The sequence below is a fragment of the Cupriavidus sp. FW305-26 genome (assembly GCF_058787975.1).
Window position 1 is genome coordinate 109,028 of record NZ_JBYTAH010000010.1, and the last position, 14,937, is coordinate 123,964.

Genomic DNA, 14,937 nt, shown 5'->3' on the forward strand with positions numbered 1-14,937 from the left:
TATTGAAAATGAATGAGTTACGCCATCAAATTGAAAAGGCTGCCGAAGCTGCGCCGGCCAGCCCACAGGTGGCGTATGTCACGATTGACGAAGGCTCGGAAGGTCAGCGCATTGACAACTTCCTGCTGAAGGTGGCCAAGGGCGTGCCCAAGAGCCATATCTACCGGGTGCTGCGTTCGGGGGAAGTTCGCGTCAATAAGGGCCGGATCGATGCCACTTATCGCCTGCAGTCGGGTGATGTAGTGCGCATTCCGCCAATGCGGGTGGCGAATTCGGCGCAATCGGACAATGCCCAGCATGTGCCGGCGGGGGAGTTCCCGGTGCTGTTTGAGGATGCCCAGCTGCTGGTGATCAACAAGCCGGCCGGCGTGGCCGTGCACGGCGGCTCGGGCGTGGCCTTCGGCGTGATCGAGCAATTGCGCCGGTCGCGGCCCGAGGCCAACTTCCTGGAGCTGGTACACCGGCTCGACCGCGAGACCTCCGGCATCCTGGTGCTGGCCAAGAAGCGCTCGGCGCTGGTCCACCTGCACGAGCAGATTCGCGGCAGCGTGATGGACAAGCGCTATTTCGCCTGCGTGGCCGGCGAATTCCCGAACGCGCGCCAGCACGTGAAGCTGCCGCTATATAAATACAGCACGCCGGACGGCGAGCGCCGGGTGCGGGTGCAGGCCGACGGGCTGGCCTCGCACACCGTGTTCAACCGGGTCGAGGCCTTCCAGGGCTTCACCCTGCTGGAGGCCGAGCTGAAGACCGGCCGTACCCACCAGATCCGCGTCCACCTGGCCCACTCGGGTTTCCCGATCGTCGGCGACGAAAAATATGGTGACTTCTCGCTGAACAAGGCACTGGCGCGTTCCGGCGCCAGGCCGGGCCTCAAGCGCATGTTCCTGCATGCCCACCGGCTGGTGTTTATCCACCCGGCCACGGGCGAGCCGCTGGCGGTGGAAGCGCCGCTGCCCGACGAGTGCGTCGGATTCCTGCAACAATTGCGTGAACTGCATGCCCCGGAGTAGGGTAGTGCATCAAACGCCACAAGGATTTCCATGGCCAGGCAACAATTTGACCTGATCGTTTTCGACTGGGACGGGACGTTGATGGACTCGACCCCGACCATCGCGAAGTGCATCCAGCTTGCCAGCCGCGACCTGGGCCTGCCGGTGCCGGATGACAGCGCCGCCAGCCACGTGATCGGGCTGGGCCTGAAGGATGCGCTGTCTTACGCGGTGCCGACGCTGGACCCCGCCGACTACCCGCGCCTGGCCGAACGCTACCGCTACCACTTCCTCGCTCGCGACGCCGACCTGGTGCTGTTCGACGGCGTGCGCGAAATGCTGGAGGCCCTGCGCGGCGAACATTATTTTCTTGGCGTGGCCACCGGCAAGACCCGCGTCGGCCTGCAGCGCGCGCTGGCCGCGAGCGGTCTGACCCGCCTGTTCGACGCCACGCGCTGTGCCGACGAGACCTTCTCCAAGCCGCACCCGGCCATGCTGCACGAACTGACCCGCGAACTGGGCCAGGACGTTGAGCGCACGGTGATGGTCGGCGACACCACCCATGACCTGCAGATGGCGGCCAATGCCGGCGCCAAGGGGATTGGTGTGTGCTATGGCGCACATCCCGCAGATTCGCTGCGCGCGATGGCGCCGGTGCATTGCGCGACTTCCATCCCCGACCTGACCGACTGGCTGCTGGCCCATGCCTGAGGCAGCGGCCGGCCAGGCGCCGGTGCGGCTGTGCGCCGCCGAGGACCTGGAGGAAGGCGGCCTGGGCGTGCGCTTCTCGGTGGCGCTGGACCAGCGCGAGATCGGCGCCTTCGTGGTGCGTTTCGACGGCGCCGCGCACGGCTACCTGAACCAGTGCGCCCATGTGCCGATGGAACTGGACTGGCAGGAAGGCCGGTTCTTCGATGCCTCGGGCCTATACTTGATGTGCGCCACACATGGCGCGGTTTATGCGCCGGACAGCGGCGAGTGCGTCGGCGGTCCCTGCCGCGGCGCATCGCTGGCCAAGCTGCGCATCGAGGAGCGCGACGGCCAGGTCTACTGGCTACCGGAAGCGCCATACCGGATTGCTGCGCGCATGGGCGGTGCCTGAATGACGGGCAGAGCCGGCAGTCAGGCCGGCCGTTGTATTTCCAGGCCTGGGGTTCCAGGCGTTTCCACGAGCAATTTGCATGACAGAACAACAGAAGCCGCCATCGGGTGAATCGGGTCAGCCGGACGAGCACAAGCCAGCCGGCGACGGTGCGCCGGGCGAAGGGGCGCCCCAGGCGGAGTCCGAGCGCCTGGTCACCGCACCGCGCGCCGACTACCCGCTGGAAGACGAATTGCGCGCCGGCGACGACGCCGCAAGGCGTGAAGCGCGCGAGCGCAAGGCGCGCATGGCTGGAGCCACGGCGGGGCCCCCGGTTGGCGGCGGCGCGGGCTGGGAGCGCGATCTGCTGGAAAAAGTGCTGACCGCATCGCTGCGCGAGCAGCGCGCGGCACGGCGCTGGCGCATCTTCTTCCGCTTTGTCGGACTGGCTTTGCTGGCGCTGATCCTGGTCACGCTGTTCGACTTCAAGGGCGATGGCGCCATCAGCACCTCGGGCCGCCATACGGCCATGGTCACGCTGGAGGGCGAAATCGCCGCCGGCACCCCGGCCAGCGCGGAATCGATCAATGCCTCGTTGCAGGCGGCGTTCGCTGACGGCAATGCCGCCGGCGTGATCCTGAAGATCAATTCTCCGGGTGGCTCGCCGGTGCAGGCGGGCATCATCAACGACGAGATCCAGCGGCTGCGCACGCTTTATCCGTCCAAGCCGTTCTATGTGGTGGTGGAAGAGATCTGTGCCTCGGGCGGCTATTACGTGGCCGCGGCGGCCGACAAGATCTATGTCGACAAGGCCAGCATCGTGGGTTCGATCGGCGTGCTGATGGACGGTTTTGGCTTTACCGGGCTGATGGACAAGCTGGGCGTGGAGCGCCGGCTGTACACCTCGGGCGCCAACAAGGGCATGCTGGACCCGTTCTCGCCGCAGGTGCCCAAGCAGAAGGCCTTTGCCGAGGCCATGCTCAAGCAGATCCACCAGCAGTTCATCGACGTGGTCAAGGAAGGGCGCGGCGACCGGCTCAAGGATGATCCGGAACTGTTCTCCGGCCTGTTCTGGTCGGGCGAGCGCGCCGTGGAGCTGGGCCTGGCCGACGGCCTGGGCAGTGCCGACTATGTCGCGCGCGATGTGCTCAAGGCCGAGGACATCGTCGACTACACCGTCAAGGAGAACATCGCCGAGCGCGTGGCCAAGCGCTTTGGCGCGGCGGTGGGCTCGGCGGCGATGAAGACCATGCTGTGGAGCAACCGCATGCAGGGCATGCACTGAGCCTGGATGGCGCGGCGGCAACGGCAAAGGGGGCGTTCGCGCCCCCTTTGCCGTTTCTTACGTGGCCAGCAGCGAGAAGATCGCCGGGCGCTTGTGCAGGTCGATCCGCTCGGGACGCCAGTCCGACAGCGGCAGCGTGACGATGGTCTCGCCCGGCAGGGTCAGGTCCACGGCCACGGACAGCAGCGTGGTGCCGGCGCAGTGCTGGCGCATGGCTTCCAGCAGCGCCGCATTGCGGTAGGGCGTTTCGATGAACACCTGGGTCTGGCTGGACTTGCGCGAGCGCTGTTCCAGCTCACGCAGGCGCTGCGCGCGCTCGCCGGCATCGACCGGCAGATAGCCGTTGAAGGCAAAGCTCTGGCCGTTCAGGCCCGAGCCCATCACCGCCAGCAGGATCGAGCTGGGCCCGACCAGCGGCCGCACGCGGATGCGGCGCGCATGGGCCAGCCGCACCAGGTCGGCGCCGGGGTCGGCCACCGCCGGCACGCCGGCCTCGGACAGCAGGCCGCCGTCGCGGCCGGCTTCGAGCGGGGCTAGCAGTGCGGCCAGGGCGTCGGCGCGCGTGTTGACGTTCAGCTCGCGGATATCGATCTGCTGGATCGGGCGTGCCAGCGGCGTGGTCTCGCCCAGCTTCTTCAGGAAGGCGCGCGCGGTCTTGGCGTTCTCGGCGACGAGGTAATCGAGGTTGGCCGCGATCTGCTGCACGCCGGCCGGGATCACGTCGGCCAGCGGGTCGGCTTCATCGCGTTTGCCGAGGGTGTTGGGGATCAGGTAGAGAGTGCCGCTCATCGTGGGCTCGTGCGGATCATGCGGAAAGAAGAGGGTAGCCAGCCTGGCGCAGCATGCCGGTCAGTGCGATCAGCGGCAGGCCGACCAGTGCGGTCGGGTCGTCCGACTCGACGCGTTCCAGCAGCGCGATGCCCAGGCCTTCGGACTTGGCGCTGCCGGCCACGTCGTAGGGGCGCTCCAGCTGCAGGTAGGTCTCGATTTCAGCATCGGTCAGGTCGCGCATGGTCACGCGGGTCTGCACGTCCGCCAGCTGCACGGTGCCGGTGCGTGCGTCCAGCAGGCACAGCGCCGAGTGGAAGGTGGCGGTGCGCCCGCGCATGCGGCGCAGCTGCGCCACGGCCTTCTCGTGCGTGCCGGGCTTGCCCATCTGTTCGCCGTCCAGGGTCAGCACCTGGTCCGAGCCGATCACCAGCACGCCCGGATGGCGCGCGGCAATGGCTTCGGCCTTGCGCTGCGACAGGCGCAGCGCGGTGGCTTCCGGCGCTTCGCCGGCAAGCGGGGTTTCGTCGATGTCGGGCACGGCCACCTCGAACGGGATGCGCAGGCGCTCCAGCAGTTCGCGGCGGTAGGACGAGCCGGAGCCAAGGATCAGGCTGGGGCGGGGGTCTGTGGACATAAGTAATGGAATCGGAACAGGAAGCGAAACAGTAAAAGGTGCGGCCCGCGTTGCAAGACCTTTGACCTCGACGCGGTTTACGTCGTACAATCGCGCGTTTAGCCGCATCCGCACCCGGGCGCAGTGCCGCCAATGTGCGCGGCCCGTAGTCCGGCAGGCGTGGAATGTGGCGAACCAGTCATTGTATAGCGACCGGAGCACGCACATGACCCAGCCGATTGACCTGCGCGCGCTTGATCTCTTCGCCTTGTGCCGGAAGGGTGAAAGCCTGGCCGGCGACGTGGCGGTGCGGGATTTGCCGCGCATCTTAGCCGAGACCGCCGCGCAAGCGCCAGCCTCGGCACCCGATGAGACGTTTGCCTATACGGTCACTGGCTTCATGCGTGAAGAGGCGGCCGAGCCGGGCGCCGCGGTGGCGCGGCGGCTGTTTCTCGACGTGACCGTGCAGGGCCGGATCTGGCTGGATTGCCAGCGCTGCCTGGCCCCTTATGCCGAGCCGATCGATACGGCAACGCGTTTCGAGGTGGTGGAAAGCGAGGAAGCGGCCGACGCCGCGCCGATGGACGACGACGAAGTCGACGTGATCGCCGGCTCGAAGCGTTTCTCGCTGCTGGACCTGATTGAAGATGAAGTGCTGCTGGCGTTGCCGGTGGCCCCCAAGCATGACGTCTGCCCGACGGTGCACGAAAGCCTCGTGACCGGTTCGGACGGCGAGGCGCAGCCAGAGGCTGAGCCTGAGGAAGAAAAGCGGCCTTCGCCCTTTGCGGCGCTGGCCGGCCTGAAGACCAAGCATTGATGCCGCCGGCAGGCGGTGCGCAAGGTCTTGCAGGTGAATCTGAAGCATCCGGCCGGGCCCCGGCTACGCCTTGGGCGGGATGCGTGTGTTAATATTGAAAAATTCTCGAAGGAGTCATCATGGCTGTTCAACAGAACAAGAAGTCGCCGTCCAAGCGCGGCATGCACCGTTCGCACGATCACCTGTCGGCAGCGCCGCTGGCAGTTGAGCCGACCACCGGCGAAACCCACCTGCGCCACCACGTCAGCCCGAACGGCTACTACCGTGGCCGCAAGGTCATCAAGACCAAGAACGACTGATAGCTTCGTTCGGCGTGACGTTGCGTCTCGCTCGCGCATGCCTGTAGGTCGGACACTAAAAGGTCAGAGACAAAAAAGCGGCAAGATCGTTGCCGCTTTTTTGTTGGGCGCTCGGATTTCCCGCCGGGCGTGGCGTGCGCCGCCGCGCTATCCGTACCAGGAACAATGACGATCAAAATCGCTATCGACTGCATGGGCGGCGATCACGGAGTCTCCGTGACGGTGCCTGCGGCGATCAGTTTTCTTTCCCGCCACGACGACGCCGAGATGGTGCTGGTCGGCTTGCCCGACGCCATCCGGACGCAGCTGAAGAAGCTGCACGCGCTGGACCATCCGCGCGTGACCATCGTCGAGGCCACCGAGGTCATCACCATGGATGACCCGGTCGAGGTGGCGCTGCGCAAGAAGAGGGATTCCTCGATGCGCGTCGCCGTCACGCAGGTCAAGGAAGGCCTGGCCGGTGCCTGCATCTCCGCCGGCAATACCGGCGCGCTGATGGCGGTGTCGCGCTATGTGCTCAAGACGCTCGAAGGCATCGAGCGGCCGGCCATCGCCACCACCATCCCGAACGAGCAAGGCTGGGGCACCACCGTGCTGGACCTGGGCGCCAATGCCGACTGCGAGCCCGAGCACCTGCTGCAGTTCGCGCGCATGGCCGAAGCCATGGTGGCCGTGGTCGACCACAAGGAACACCCCACGGTGGGCCTGCTGAACATCGGCGAGGAAGTCATCAAGGGCAATGAGGTGGTCAAGCGTGCGGGTGAACTGCTGCGCGCCTCGGAGCTGAACTTCTACGGCAACGTGGAAGGCAACGACATCTTCAAGGGCACTACCGACATCGTGGTCTGCGACGGCTTCGTCGGCAACGTGGCGCTCAAGAGCACCGAGGGCCTGGCCAAGATGATCGGCAGTATGATCAAGGAAGAATTCACCCGCTCGTGGTTCACCAAGCTGCTGGCCGCGGTCGCCATGCCGGTGCTGTCGCGCCTGGCCAGGCGGCTCGACCCGGCGCGCTACAACGGCGCCTCGCTGCTTGGGTTGCGCGGGCTGGTGATCAAGAGCCACGGCTCGGCCGATGCCCATTCTTTTGAGTGGGCCATCAAACGCGGGTATGATGCCGCCAAGAATGGCGTGATCGCCCGCATCACCCGGGCTTTTGCCGATAAATCCAGCGCCGCAGGCGCTGCACAGCCCGCCCCGGAGACAGAGGTGCCTGGCGCGCATCCCAGCCCCCACGTCGCCTGAGCGCCACGCGCGCCGGTCGAGGGTGCCTGCGGGCCATACGATCCGACAATACATGACCAAGTACGCAAAAATCATCGGTACCGGGAGCTACCTGCCTCCGCGGCGCGTGACCAACCATGACCTGGCCACGCAGCTTGCCGAAAAGGGCATCGAGACCAGCGACGACTGGATCGTCTCGCGCAGCGGCATTTCGGCACGCCACTGGGCCGAGCCGGATGTGACCAGCAGCGATCTCGCGGTCAAGGCTGCCGAGCAGGCCATCGAAGCCGCCGGCATCGACCGCCAGAGCATCGACCTGATCATCGTCGCCACCTCGACGCCGGACTTCGTGTTCCCCAGCACGGCCTGCATCGTGCAGGAAAAGCTGGGCATCACCAACCACTGCCCGGCGTTCGACCTGCAGGCGGTGTGCTCGGGCTTCGTGTACGCGCTGGCCACCGCCGACAAGTTCATCCGCAGCGGCTCGCACCGCAACGTGCTGGTGATCGGCACCGAGGTGTTCTCGCGCATCCTGGACTTCAACGACCGCACCACCTGCGTGCTGTTCGGCGACGGTGCCGGCGCCGTGCTGCTGTCGGCGTCCGAGGAGCCGGGGATCCTGTCCACCGCGATGCACTCGGACGGCAGGCATGTCGATATCCTGTGCGTGCCGGGCAACGTCGCCGGCGGCAACATCACCGGCAACCCGTTCCTGCACATGGACGGCCAGGCTGTGTTCAAGCTGGCCGTGAACGTGCTGGACAAGGTCGCGCGCGAAGCCATGGAGGCTGCCAGCGTGACGCCGGGCCAGATCGACTGGCTGATCCCGCACCAGGCCAATATCCGCATCATGCAGGGCACGGCAAAGAAGCTGGGCCTGCCGGCGGAGCGCATGGTCGCCACCGTGCATGAGCACGGCAACACCTCGGCCGCGTCGATCCCGCTGGCGCTGGACGTCGCGGTGCGCGACGGCCGCATCCGCGCGGGCCAGACCGTGCTGATGGAAGGCGTGGGCGGCGGCTTCACCTGGGGCGCGGTGCTGCTGCGCATGTGATTCGCGGCCGGCGCCATGGCATGCATGCCGCGCATGCGGGGCATGCCGCGGCGCCGGCCACCCGTTTCTTGTTAGGGTTCCAATCCGATGAAATTCGCTTTCGTATTTCCCGGCCAGGGTTCGCAGTCGGTCGGCATGCTCAATGCCTTCGCCGATAACGCCGTGGTGCGCGCCACCGTGGAAGAGGCCTCGGCCGCGCTCGGCCAGGATCTCGGCCGCCTGATCGCCGAAGGCCCCGCCGAAGAGCTGAACCTGACCACCAACACGCAGCCGGTGATGCTGACCGCCGCAGTGGCGGTCTACCGTGCCTGGCTGGATGCCGGTGGTCCGGCACCGGCGCTGGTTGCCGGCCACAGCCTGGGCGAGTACTCGGCGCTGGTGGCCGCGGGCGTGATCCCGTTTGCCGACGCGGTACCGCTGGTGCGCTTCCGCGCGCAAGCCATGCAAGAAGCCGTGCCGGTGGGCGAGGGCGCCATGGCCGCGATCCTGGGCCTGTCCGATGACGACGTGCGCGCCGCTTGCGCCGAGGCATCGGCCGCCGGCGTGGTCGAGGCCGTGAACTTCAACGCGCCGTCGCAGGTGGTGATTGCCGGGCACAAGGCCGCGGTCGAGAAGGCCTGCGAAATCGCCAAGGGCAAGGGCGCCAAGCGCGCGCTGCCGCTGCCGGTGTCGGCGCCGTTCCACTCGTCGCTGCTCAAGCCCGCTTCGGACCGCCTGCGCGAGCGCATGGCCGGCCTGGCTTTCTCGGCGCCGTCGATCCCGCTGGTGAACAACGTCGACGTCGCCATCGTCAATGATCCGGATGCGATCAAGGACGCCCTGGTGCGCCAGGCCGCCGCGCCGGTGCGCTGGGTCGAGTGCGTGCAGAAGATGGCCGCCGAAGGCGTCACGCACGTGATCGAATGCGGCCCTGGCAAGGTGCTGGCCGGCATGACCAAGCGCATCGACGGCAACCTGACCGGCGGTGCGATCTTCGATCCGGCCTCGCTGCAAGACACGCTGGCACTGCTGAAGTAAGCAAGAGGACATCCGCATGACCAAACTTCTCGACAACCAGGTTGCGCTGGTCACCGGCGCCTCGCGCGGCATCGGCCGCGCCATCGCGCTGGAACTGGCCCGCCAGGGCGCCACCGTGATCGGCACCGCCACCAGCGAAGCCGGCGCGGCCGGCATCACCGATTACCTCGGCGCCGACGGCCTGAAGGGCAAGGGCGCCGTGCTCAACGTCAATGACGCGGCCGCTTGCGACGCGCTCATCGACGAGATCGTCAAGACCCACGGCGGCATCGGCGTGCTGGTCAACAATGCCGGCATCACGCAGGACCAGCTGGCGATGCGCATGAAGGACGAGGACTGGCTGGCCGTGATCCAGACCAACCTGACTTCGGTGTTCCGTCTGTCGCGCGCGGTGCTGCGCCCGATGATGAAGGCCCGCCAGGGCCGCATCATCAATATCACTTCGGTGGTGGGCTCGGTCGGCAACCCCGGCCAGATGAACTACTCTGCTGCCAAGGCGGGCGTGGCGGGCATGACCCGCTCGCTGGCCGCGGAAATCGGCAGCCGCAACGTGACCGTGAACTGTGTCGCGCCGGGCTTTATCGACACCGACATGACCAAGGCGCTGTCCGAAGAGCAGCATGCTTCGCTCAAGACGCAGATTCCGCTGGGTCGCCTTGGCCAGCCGGAGGATATCGCCAACGCGGTGGCCTTCCTGGCTGGCCCGCATGCCGCTTACATTACCGGCACTACGCTGCATGTGAACGGCGGGATGTACATGAATTAATGGGGTTTTGGCTGGCTGGTTTCGGGGGAGAAGCCCGAAGAAGCCGCCTGAAGTAGTAGTTTTCCGAACCAAACGGGCGCGATTCTTGCAAAGCTTGGCAGGCGGCATTTCTGTCGCCTCAAACCTGCTAAAATGCGCCCACTTTTTGTCGAACTTCCCTGGAGGGTTACATGGACAATATCGAACAACGCGTCAAGAAAATCGTGGCAGAACAGCTTGGCGTGGCCGAGGCAGATATCAAGAACGAATCGTCGTTCGTGAACGATCTCGGTGCGGACTCGCTGGACACGGTTGAACTCGTGATGGCGTTGGAAGATGAATTCGGCATGGAAATTCCTGATGAGGAAGCCGAAAAGATCACGACCGTGCAACAGGCTATCGACTACGCCACCGCGCACGTCAAGGCCTAAGCCCGTCGTCTCTGCATTCCGAGCCACAGAAGGCAGGTGGGCGGGCCGTTGCGGCCGCGCCTTGCTGTTTTCTGTGGCTTTCGTCTGTTTGAAGAAGCAGAATGGAATGTGCTTCGCCGCGCGGCCCGCAAGGCCGGCGGCGGGCTGATCTCCGTTCCGTTCCCGTTTCACGCACCCGTAGGAAAACATAGTGAGCCGTCGTCGCGTCGTCGTCACTGGGCTTGGCCTTGTGTCTCCGGTCGGAAACACGGTTGCCGAAGGCTGGGCCAACCTGGTTGCCGGCAAGTCCGGCATCGCCACCATCACCAAATTCGATCACTCCGCGCTTTCCGTGCACTTTGCCGGTGAAGTGAAGGGTTTCAATGCCGAGGACTACATCCCGGCCAAGGAAGCCCGCGCGATGGATACCTTCATCCATTTCGGCATTGCGGCCGGCACGCAGGCGCTGAAGGACAGCGGCCTGGAAGTGACCGAAGCCAATGCCGAGCGCATCGGCGTGCTGGTCGGCTCGGGCATCGGCGGCCTGCCGTTGATCGAAGAGACCCACGCCGTGCTGACCGAGCGCGGTCCGCGCCGGATTTCGCCGTTCTTCGTGCCTGGCTCGATCATCAACATGATCGCCGGCCACCTGTCGATCATCCACGGTATCAAGGGCCCGAACCTGGCTGCCGTGACGGCTTGCACGACCGGCCTGCACAGCATTGGCCTGGCCGCCCGCCTGATCCAGGCCGGCGATGCCGACGCCATGCTGGCGGGCGGTGCCGAGTCGACCGTGTCGCCGCTGGGCATCGGCGGTTTCGCCGCTGCGCGTGCGCTGTCGACGCGCAATGACGATCCGGCCGCCGCTTCGCGTCCGTGGGACAAGGACCGCGACGGCTTCGTGCTGGGCGAAGGCGCCGGGGTGATGATGCTGGAGGAGTACGAGTCGGCCAAGGCGCGCGGCGCGCGCATCTATGCCGAGCTGATCGGCTTTGGCATGAGCGGCGACGCCTACCACATGACCGCGCCGAACATGGACGGCCCGCGCCGTTGCATGGTCAATGCGCTCAAGGACGCCGGCATCAATACGGACCAGGTGCATTACCTGAACGCCCATGGCACGTCTACACCGCTGGGCGACAAGAACGAATCTGATGCGATCAAGGCCGCATTCGGGGACCAGGCCTACAAGATGGTGGTGAACTCGACCAAGTCGATGACCGGCCATCTGCTGGGCGGTGCCGGCGGCCTGGAATCGGTCTTCACCGTGCTGGCGCTGCACAACCAGGTGTCGCCGCCGACGATCAACCTCGACAACCAGGATCCCGAGTGCGACCTGGACTACGTGGCCAACACGGCGCGCGAGATGAAGATCGAGGTCGCGGTGAAGAACAACTTCGGTTTCGGCGGCACCAACGGCACGCTTGTTTTCCGCCGCGCCTGATCCGAGGTTGAGGCGGGCCCTTCGCGGGCTGCGCCAGGGCAGGGTCCACCCGTTGTGGTGGACCCTGTTCGTGTTTTGTGCCGGCGAAATGCTGGCGCTCGCGCTGCTGGCGCGGACGCTGGCCGCTGTAATAGCCGGCAGTCAGGCTGGTTTCCATTGGGGGCATGCCGCCATGGCGCTGGCACTCGTGCTTGCCGCAGCGGCAACGGTGCGTGCCTGGCCGGCGTGGTGGTGCAGCCTGCGCTGGCGCTGCACGGCAGTGCTGCATGCGCCCGACGGCAACGGCCCATTGCGGATCCGCCTGCAAGGGCCGGGTGATGCCCGGCACGAGGCTGTGGTCAGGCAATGCTGGCAGGCCGGCGGCGCCGCTGTCGTGCGCCTGGCGCCCGGAGCGCCCGGGATGCCCGGCGCCATCTTTCTTCCCTGGCAGGCAGGTTCGCCCGAGATGGCGCGGCGGTTGCAACGCGCCGCCAGAGTTGCACTGCGGGTGCAACCTGAGATGCCGGCAGGGGAACGATTTTGTTAGCTTGCGGTCACAGGATGCGCGTTGCTTCACCGGGCGGGCTTAGAATCGTAGGTAAAATACAACGTTTGTCGTGACGACCAAACCAAGAGATACACTGCAGGTGAGCCATACGTGAGCGAACGCGAAGCCGATCAGCTCCTAGTTGAACGCGTCCAGCAGGGCGACAAGCGGGCCTTTGAACTTCTGGTGACCAAATACCATCGGAAGATCATTCGCCTGATTTCGCGCCTGGTCAGGGACCCCGCTGAGGTGGAGGATGTGGCGCAGGATGCCTTTATCAAGGCATACCGCGCGTTGCCCCAGTTCCGCGGGGAGTCGGCCTTTTATACGTGGCTGTACCGGATCGCCGTCAACACGGCCAAGAACTACCTTGCCACCCAGGGCCGCCGCCCGGAAGCGTCCAGCGATATCGATGCAGAGGAGGCTGAAACTTTTGCGGACGGTGAGCAACTAAGGGATATCAATACGCCGGAATCGATGCTCCACACACGCCAGGTCGCCGAGACGGTGAACCGCGCAATGGAGGCGCTTCCGGAGGAATTGCGGACCGCCATCACGCTGCGCGAGATCGAGGGCCTCAGCTATGAGGAGATCGCCGAAGCGATGGGATGTCCGATCGGCACGGTGCGTTCGCGGATCTTCCGGGCGCGCGAGGCGATTGCCGAGAAATTGCGTCCGCTGCTAGGAACGGCAGAGGGCAAACGGTGGTAGTAGTCGGGTAGTCAAGAAGAATGTCGTGCGGCCAGCGTTGCAGCGTATTCCTGCATCGATAAGCGACAGAAGTGACGGGATTATCGGTGTTCAATGGAATGTCTTGGGGTGGGAAATGGGTCAGGCTCATAAGCAGTCGGTTCATGTAGTGGAAGCAGCGGAGCAGATCTCCGTATTGATGGATGGCGAACTGGCGCCGCACGAAGTCGATGCCGTGCTGGGCCTCGCGAAAAGCGATGCCGGCATGTCCGACTGGGCCACTTACCAGTTGATCGGCGACACGCTGCGTTCGGAAGACCTGACGCACGCGGGTTCCACCTCTGCTTTCCTTTCTCGTTTCTCCGCGCGCCTGGAAGCCGAGCCGCATGTACTGGTGCCGGCAGTGGCGCAGGCCAGCGCCCGCCACCGCCTGCTGGTCAGGCCGTCGTGGGTGCGCCGCGTGATGCCGGGCACCGCGATCGCCGCCGCCGTGGCAGCGGTCAGCTGGGTGGTCGTGCCGCAGATGCGCGGCCCCGCCACGCTGGCCACGCCCGATGCCGTGGTGGCACGCGCCGACCAGCCGGCCAGCCCGGCCTCTGGCATCGTCACCGTGGCGGCGGAAACTCCCCAGATGATCCGCGACCCGCGCCTGGACGAATACCTGCGTGCCCATCGCACGTCGGTGGCAACGGATGCGTTCGTGCCCACCATGCGCACGGTTGCCAACGGTGCAAACTTCACTCAGGAAAATACGCAGGAATAATGCCGGACATGCATAAAGGAGGGTCGCCCGCCTATGTAGCGGGCGCGCAGAAAATCAGGGCCCTGCGTAGGTCCTTTTTTCTGGCCTTGTGTCTGAGCGCTGCCGCGGCCACCGCACAGCCTTCAGACAGTACGCTGAACCGACGCGACGCCACCGCCTGGCTCAACAAGATCCACAAAGCCGCACAGCGCGAGAACTATGTCGGCACGCTGATCTACCAGCGCGGCAGCGTCATGCACGCCTCGCGTATCCAGCATTACAGCGATCTCGTCCACAACGAGTACGAACGCCTGGAAACGCTCGACGGCAAACCGCGCGAGGTGCTGCGTCAGAATGACGTGGTGCACAGCCTGATCCCCGAAGCCAAGCTGGTGGTGGTGGAGAAGCAGGAAGCCAAGGATCGCTTCCCGGCGCTGCTCGCCACCAACAAGAACGACGTGCTGGACCTGTACGACATGCGCAAGATGCCCGCCGAGCGGGTGGCAGGCATGGAGTGCGAGGTCTTCGCGCTGGAGCCGCACGATGCCGCGCGCTATGCGGTGCGCCTGTGGGCGGAGAAAAACTCCGGCCTGCTGATGCGCGCGCAGACCATCGGCGATGGTGGCAAGGTGCTGGAGCAGGTCGCGTTCTCGCAGGTGCAGATCGGGGTGCCGTCCGAAAAGCAGCATATCCTCGGTGCGATCAAGAATTCCAGCAGCTGGAATCGCTATGAGGTGACCTACCAGCCGACCAATATCGCCGACGAGGGCTGGTCGATTGCGGTGCCGCTCAAGGGCTTCCAGAAGATCCGCGAAGTGCGCCGTCCGCTCGGCGAGCTGCGCGCACCCGCGCCGGGCAACGCGCGCGGCCAGGTCTTCGAAGTGCTGCAGGTCGTTTACAGCGACGGGCTGACCGGCCTGTCGGTCTTCATTGAACCGGTTTCCGAGCAACGCGTGCGCCGCGAGGGCGTGGCAGCGCTCGGCGCGACCCAGGTCGTGGTGCGCCGGATTGCCGATTTCTGGATTACCGTGGTGGGCGAGGTGCCGGCGAGCACCGTGCGGCAGTTTGCGACGGCCGTGGAGTACCGCCCGCCCAAGGCGGTACACTGAGCTTGACGCAGGTGCAGCCGACGCCGCCGGACTCTGTCCCGGCGCCGGCTCTTCATGAAACCTGCGCAGGGGTCCCCGCCACGGGATCACATCCGGACGGTTTTTCTTCTATTCGCTG

The 14,937-nt window shown here is 65.7% G+C and carries 18 protein-coding genes; 16 read left to right on the top strand and 2 right to left on the bottom strand.

Annotation, left to right across the window (positions count from 1 at the left end; all coding sequences use genetic code 11):
• Positions 1 to 8 precede the first annotated feature (8 nt).
• From AC3WQZ_RS08885 to AC3WQZ_RS08900, 4 genes are all read left to right on the top strand, one after another.
• Positions 9 to 1,013 carry an RluA family pseudouridine synthase gene (locus tag AC3WQZ_RS08885; protein ID WP_058698465.1) on the top strand — a complete coding sequence of 335 codons (1,005 nt, stop codon included), beginning with the start codon at positions 9 to 11 and terminating at the stop codon, positions 1,011 to 1,013.
• 30 nt (positions 1,014 to 1,043) lie between these two features.
• The gene (locus AC3WQZ_RS08890) at positions 1,044 to 1,703 is read left to right on the top strand and encodes an HAD-IA family hydrolase (protein WP_058698464.1); all 660 of its coding nucleotides are present in this window, start codon (positions 1,044 to 1,046) and stop codon (positions 1,701 to 1,703) included.
• Positions 1,696 to 2,094 (top strand): Rieske (2Fe-2S) protein, encoded by a 399-nt coding sequence (locus AC3WQZ_RS08895; protein WP_011615727.1) that lies wholly within the window; start codon positions 1,696 to 1,698, stop codon positions 2,092 to 2,094. Before AC3WQZ_RS08890 ends, AC3WQZ_RS08895 begins: the two co-directional genes overlap by 8 nt.
• Positions 2,095 to 2,173: 79 nt before the next feature.
• The gene (locus AC3WQZ_RS08900) at positions 2,174 to 3,358 is read left to right on the top strand and encodes a S49 family peptidase (RefSeq protein ID WP_010814671.1); all 1,185 of its coding nucleotides are present in this window, start codon (positions 2,174 to 2,176) and stop codon (positions 3,356 to 3,358) included.
• Positions 3,359 to 3,415: 57 nt separating this feature from the next.
• On the opposite strand, the gene AC3WQZ_RS08905 is transcribed toward AC3WQZ_RS08900, so the two are convergent.
• Positions 3,416 to 4,147 (bottom strand): SAM-dependent methyltransferase, encoded by a 732-nt coding sequence (locus AC3WQZ_RS08905; protein ID WP_492300359.1) that lies wholly within the window; start codon positions 4,145 to 4,147, stop codon positions 3,416 to 3,418.
• A 16-nt stretch (positions 4,148 to 4,163) separates the two neighbouring features.
• Positions 4,164 to 4,763, bottom strand: coding sequence for a Maf-like protein (locus tag AC3WQZ_RS08910; protein WP_010814673.1), 600 nt, complete (start codon positions 4,761 to 4,763; stop codon positions 4,164 to 4,166).
• Between the two features lie 205 nt (positions 4,764 to 4,968).
• On the opposite strand from AC3WQZ_RS08910, the gene AC3WQZ_RS08915 reads away from it, so the two are divergent.
• From AC3WQZ_RS08915 to AC3WQZ_RS08970, 12 genes are all read left to right on the top strand, one after another.
• Complete coding sequence (locus tag AC3WQZ_RS08915; RefSeq protein WP_010814674.1) at positions 4,969 to 5,559, top strand: DUF177 domain-containing protein; 591 nt, start codon at positions 4,969 to 4,971, stop codon at positions 5,557 to 5,559.
• Positions 5,560 to 5,678: 119 nt separating this feature from the next.
• A complete protein-coding gene (gene rpmF, locus AC3WQZ_RS08920) occupies positions 5,679 to 5,858 on the top strand; it encodes a 50S ribosomal protein L32 (RefSeq protein ID WP_010814675.1) in 180 nt (59 codons plus the stop codon).
• Positions 5,859 to 6,023: 165 nt separating this feature from the next.
• Positions 6,024 to 7,103, top strand: coding sequence for a phosphate acyltransferase PlsX (gene plsX, locus AC3WQZ_RS08925; protein WP_010814676.1), 1,080 nt, complete (start codon positions 6,024 to 6,026; stop codon positions 7,101 to 7,103).
• Positions 7,104 to 7,155: 52 nt separating this feature from the next.
• Positions 7,156 to 8,136 carry a beta-ketoacyl-ACP synthase III gene (locus tag AC3WQZ_RS08930; RefSeq protein WP_010814677.1) on the top strand — a complete coding sequence of 327 codons (981 nt, stop codon included), beginning with the start codon at positions 7,156 to 7,158 and terminating at the stop codon, positions 8,134 to 8,136.
• A gap of 87 nt (positions 8,137 to 8,223) precedes the next feature.
• On the top strand, positions 8,224 to 9,153 hold the full coding sequence (gene fabD, locus AC3WQZ_RS08935; protein ID WP_011615725.1) for an ACP S-malonyltransferase: 930 nt from the start codon (positions 8,224 to 8,226) through the stop codon (positions 9,151 to 9,153).
• A gap of 16 nt (positions 9,154 to 9,169) precedes the next feature.
• On the top strand, positions 9,170 to 9,919 hold the full coding sequence (gene fabG / locus AC3WQZ_RS08940) for a 3-oxoacyl-ACP reductase FabG (protein ID WP_010814679.1): 750 nt from the start codon (positions 9,170 to 9,172) through the stop codon (positions 9,917 to 9,919).
• Between the two features lie 170 nt (positions 9,920 to 10,089).
• Positions 10,090 to 10,329: an acyl carrier protein gene (gene acpP / locus AC3WQZ_RS08945; RefSeq protein WP_008644813.1), complete on the top strand. Its 240-nt coding sequence runs from the start codon at positions 10,090 to 10,092 to the stop codon at positions 10,327 to 10,329.
• A 190-nt stretch (positions 10,330 to 10,519) separates the two neighbouring features.
• On the top strand, positions 10,520 to 11,752 hold the full coding sequence (gene fabF, locus AC3WQZ_RS08950; protein ID WP_010814680.1) for a beta-ketoacyl-ACP synthase II: 1,233 nt from the start codon (positions 10,520 to 10,522) through the stop codon (positions 11,750 to 11,752).
• Positions 11,753 to 11,804: 52 nt separating this feature from the next.
• Positions 11,805 to 12,278 carry a hypothetical protein gene (locus AC3WQZ_RS08955; protein ID WP_231881359.1) on the top strand — a complete coding sequence of 158 codons (474 nt, stop codon included), beginning with the start codon at positions 11,805 to 11,807 and terminating at the stop codon, positions 12,276 to 12,278.
• 111 nt (positions 12,279 to 12,389) lie between these two features.
• Positions 12,390 to 12,989, top strand: coding sequence for an RNA polymerase sigma factor RpoE (gene rpoE / locus AC3WQZ_RS08960; RefSeq protein ID WP_010814682.1), 600 nt, complete (start codon positions 12,390 to 12,392; stop codon positions 12,987 to 12,989).
• Between the two features lie 115 nt (positions 12,990 to 13,104).
• Positions 13,105 to 13,731, top strand: a complete 627-nt coding sequence (locus AC3WQZ_RS08965) for a sigma-E factor negative regulatory protein (protein ID WP_010814683.1) — start codon at positions 13,105 to 13,107, stop codon at positions 13,729 to 13,731.
• A gap of 8 nt (positions 13,732 to 13,739) precedes the next feature.
• Positions 13,740 to 14,819, top strand: coding sequence for a MucB/RseB C-terminal domain-containing protein (locus tag AC3WQZ_RS08970; protein ID WP_011615723.1), 1,080 nt, complete (start codon positions 13,740 to 13,742; stop codon positions 14,817 to 14,819).
• The last annotated feature ends 118 nt before the right edge of the window (positions 14,820 to 14,937 follow it).

Bases quoted from the DNA above. Each gene is read 5' to 3' on its own strand.
- acpP (WP_008644813.1), top strand. From the start codon at position 10,090: ATGGACAATATCGAACAACGCGTCAAGAAAATCGTGGCAGAACAGCTT.
- AC3WQZ_RS08910 (WP_010814673.1), bottom strand. From the start codon at position 4,763: ATGTCCACAGACCCCCGCCCCAGCCTGATCCTTGGCTCCGGCTCGTCC.
- fabG (WP_010814679.1), top strand. From the start codon at position 9,170: ATGACCAAACTTCTCGACAACCAGGTTGCGCTGGTCACCGGCGCCTCG.
- AC3WQZ_RS08930 (WP_010814677.1), top strand. From the start codon at position 7,156: ATGACCAAGTACGCAAAAATCATCGGTACCGGGAGCTACCTGCCTCCG.
- AC3WQZ_RS08885 (WP_058698465.1), top strand. From the start codon at position 9: ATGAATGAGTTACGCCATCAAATTGAAAAGGCTGCCGAAGCTGCGCCG.
- AC3WQZ_RS08895 (WP_011615727.1), top strand. From the start codon at position 1,696: ATGCCTGAGGCAGCGGCCGGCCAGGCGCCGGTGCGGCTGTGCGCCGCC.
- fabD (WP_011615725.1), top strand. From the start codon at position 8,224: ATGAAATTCGCTTTCGTATTTCCCGGCCAGGGTTCGCAGTCGGTCGGC.
- AC3WQZ_RS08965 (WP_010814683.1), top strand. From the start codon at position 13,105: ATGGGTCAGGCTCATAAGCAGTCGGTTCATGTAGTGGAAGCAGCGGAG.
- AC3WQZ_RS08900 (WP_010814671.1), top strand. From the start codon at position 2,174: ATGACAGAACAACAGAAGCCGCCATCGGGTGAATCGGGTCAGCCGGAC.
- AC3WQZ_RS08890 (WP_058698464.1), top strand. From the start codon at position 1,044: ATGGCCAGGCAACAATTTGACCTGATCGTTTTCGACTGGGACGGGACG.
- AC3WQZ_RS08915 (WP_010814674.1), top strand. From the start codon at position 4,969: ATGACCCAGCCGATTGACCTGCGCGCGCTTGATCTCTTCGCCTTGTGC.
- AC3WQZ_RS08970 (WP_011615723.1), top strand. From the start codon at position 13,740: ATGCATAAAGGAGGGTCGCCCGCCTATGTAGCGGGCGCGCAGAAAATC.
- rpmF (WP_010814675.1), top strand. From the start codon at position 5,679: ATGGCTGTTCAACAGAACAAGAAGTCGCCGTCCAAGCGCGGCATGCAC.
- AC3WQZ_RS08905 (WP_492300359.1), bottom strand. From the start codon at position 4,147: ATGAGCGGCACTCTCTACCTGATCCCCAACACCCTCGGCAAACGCGAT.
- plsX (WP_010814676.1), top strand. From the start codon at position 6,024: ATGACGATCAAAATCGCTATCGACTGCATGGGCGGCGATCACGGAGTC.